The organism is Chloroflexota bacterium (genome assembly GCA_026713825.1).
GTDB lineage: Bacteria > Chloroflexota > Dehalococcoidia > Lucifugimonadales > UBA1127 > UBA1127.
Window position 1 is genome coordinate 1 of sequence record JAPONS010000032.1, and the last position, 2,655, is coordinate 2,655.

Below are 2,655 nucleotides of genomic sequence, written 5' to 3' on the forward strand. Positions count from 1 at the left end.
CGCATCACCCACCTGCCCACGGGGATCGTGGTTTCCTGCCAGAACGAGCGCTCGCAGCACCGCAACCGTGACAGCGCCATGAAGGTCCTGCGCGCCCGGCTTTTCGACCGCGCGGTCCGCGAGCGGAAGGCCAGGGAGGACGCCCAGAAAGAGAGCCTCGGGGACAACACCTGGGGCAATCAGATCCGGTCCTACGTGTTCCAGCCCTACCGGATGGTGAAGGACCACCGGACGAACCACCAGGTGGGGGATGTGGACCGGGTGATGAACGGCGATCTCGACGGCTTCATCAAGGCGGGACTGACCATGGCAGCCTCATCGACGTCGAGCGGTTCGGGAGCGGGGCCGCGCAACGGTCCGGGTTCCCGCCCTTCAGGCTCGTAGAGCCGACGCCCCGCTCCCGAACCGCCCGGCGCTTCGCGCCGCTCCGCGGTGCCCGCGTCCTAAATGGTTGATTTATCTTTCAGTTGTACGCACTGGTTAGAATTGGATATCACGTCTGGCATCACATCCGCGACGGGCCGAGAGCCACGAGTCGAAAGGGGCAGCCGCGCAGCGGCAGAAACGGGTGGCACCTTCGAACGGTTGCCCGGTGTTCCGCCACTGGGACGACCACCGCCGCCACGAGGACGTACTGGGTCGGCCGCACCGCCGGGGACATCGTCAACAACCGGCGGCTCGATTGTCAAATCCGGTGACTCCCCGATCCCTCGCGCTGTCATCTGCACGCCCTGTTAGACCTCGTCGTGCGCCTGACCAGGATGATTCGTCCAAGCGCATGCTCCACAGCTCAAATAGTAGTCGCCGTCCGGTTGAATCGCGAGATCGAAGTGGGTCCTGATGTTGCGCGACTTGCAGACCGGGCACTCCTCAGTTTTGTCCGTCCGGCTTCGTTCGAGGACCTGAATGAAGTGACCAATGATTGTTTGGCACGAATGGATCGCAACGGATGCCGCAGTCTTATTCGCGCTCCTGTCATGTGTGAGCCAGTTCACGAGCTGCCATGTGTCCTTCGAGATGTTCTTGAGGTGTTGCCGCAGCTTCTTGTTGCTGCTCCCGCTGCACAGATGATTCATCAGCAGCTCTGACCACGAGACGAAGTTGGCCCCTTGCGGAAGCTCGATCTTCGCGGGGAGCTCCGCACGACGCCTCGTTGCGTAAATCAGCGATATCAGGCTTTCCCTCAGGTGCATGCCGACTGCCTGAAACTCATCGGGCTCGACTGCTCGCTCAAACCTGCGCTCGGCCTGATCGATACGCCTAAACACTTCGTCAAACGGCGTCGGATCGGTTCCGTCTACCCGATCGGAGCGACTGCGCAGTCTGGCCATGAGTCCAATGTGAAACGACAGCGTGTAGTCGAGGCTTGGAAAATGACGTTGAGAGTACAGATTGGTTAGATTGGTCAGGACCCACCACCGATCTTTGTCGGTGGTTACATCCCACATCTCATAGGCCTCACGGAGGACTATTGCTTCCTTGATCTTCTCGACATGCAAGACGGTCTGATCCTGAGCCTGGCTATTGACGTAATTGGCGATGTCGCTTTCCGAGTGCGAGTCGCCTTCCACAGAGTAGCGGCTTAGTTCGCCCGCCGGAACTGGGTGAGAAGGAACGACGCAGTCGTCGTCCGGCGCCGCCGGTTCCCTCTTGTCGTCACTCGCCATCGGTTCACCGAGAGGCCCAACGTTCGCGATAAGCTGCGCCGAGCGGCTGGTCGAGGGCGGCCATGGTCTTCGGTTCGCCGTTGGCCGATGACCGCCGGGCGAGATCGGCAGCGTAGCACTTGTCCTGGAAGGTGCGTGACAGCGCCCGAATCGTGGAGCCGTGTAGCGCACCCCGCACGGGGAATCGCGGCACCCGGGGAGCGACGCGGTAGCGCAACAATCAGCAATCCGCAGGTTCGGCGCACGTCGAGCCCGGAACCGCCTTCCCGCAGGGATAACTGGCCGCCGCGAGGCGGCGTCGGGAGCGACCCGGACGCGAGAGGGGGTGGAACACAGCGCAGCATGTGTAGCCCCCGACAGTGACGCTTTTCAACACGAAAAGAGGGGGTCGCTCCCGACTCTCCCAACCCGTGGCCCCGTTTGGATGTGATGCATCCCAACCACAGGCGGCTGTTGGGAGACATTGATCTACAGGTGGGTACACCGAGTGGAACACTAGGGGGGGTGGAAGTGTTCCAGCGAGGATCTGGGATAAAAGCGCGAGACTCCATTCCGGGTCGTCTCCCCGGAACGGTTAGGCTGGCCGAGTGGATCTGCTGGCCAGAGCGCGCCCCCTGAAGGCCGATGGGTGGAGCGACCGGGAGGCCGAATGGCTGGCGCTCGTGTGCGGCGTCGCGGGCGGCGTCTTCACTCGGGGGCAGTACTGCGAGCGCTACGGCTGCCGCCGGAACGCGGCCGGGCGGATGGTGGTGCGGCTCACCGCCGCGGGCCTCGCGCGCGAGTACCCGCGGCCAGGAGCCCCGACGAACGGACGGTTCTGCCATGTCCGGGCGGCGCGCGTCTATCGGGCGCTCGGGCTGGAGCCACCGCGGGCGCGGGTGCCTGCGGGTGAGCAGTTGTGGCGGTTGCTGCTGGGACTGGACTACGTGGCCGCGCATCCGGAGCGGGGATGGATTCCGACGTTGGAGCAGGGGACGTACTTCCGGAG

At 63.7% G+C, this 2,655-nt stretch carries 3 protein-coding genes; 2 read left to right on the top strand and 1 reads right to left on the bottom strand.

Features of this window, described 5'->3' with window-relative positions; all coding sequences use genetic code 11:
• Nucleotides 1-384 (top strand): hypothetical protein (locus tag OXC99_03860; protein ID MCY4624124.1); only part of this gene is annotated, 384 nt, incomplete at its 5' end.
• A gap of 350 nt (nucleotides 385-734) precedes the next feature.
• Here the strand turns inward: OXC99_03860 and OXC99_03865 are convergent.
• Nucleotides 735-1,667, bottom strand: coding sequence for a gamma-glutamylcyclotransferase (locus OXC99_03865; protein MCY4624125.1), 933 nt, complete (start codon nucleotides 1,665-1,667; stop codon nucleotides 735-737).
• Nucleotides 1,668-2,329: 662 nt separating this feature from the next.
• Between OXC99_03865 and OXC99_03870 the strand changes: the two genes are divergently transcribed.
• Nucleotides 2,330-2,655: hypothetical protein (locus tag OXC99_03870; GenBank protein ID MCY4624126.1), on the top strand; the 326-nt coding region annotated here is incomplete at its 3' end.

Coding starts and splice junctions, on each gene's coding strand:
- OXC99_03865 (MCY4624125.1), bottom strand. CDS start 1,667: ATGGCGAGTGACGACAAGAGGGAACCGGCGGCGCCGGACGACGACTGC.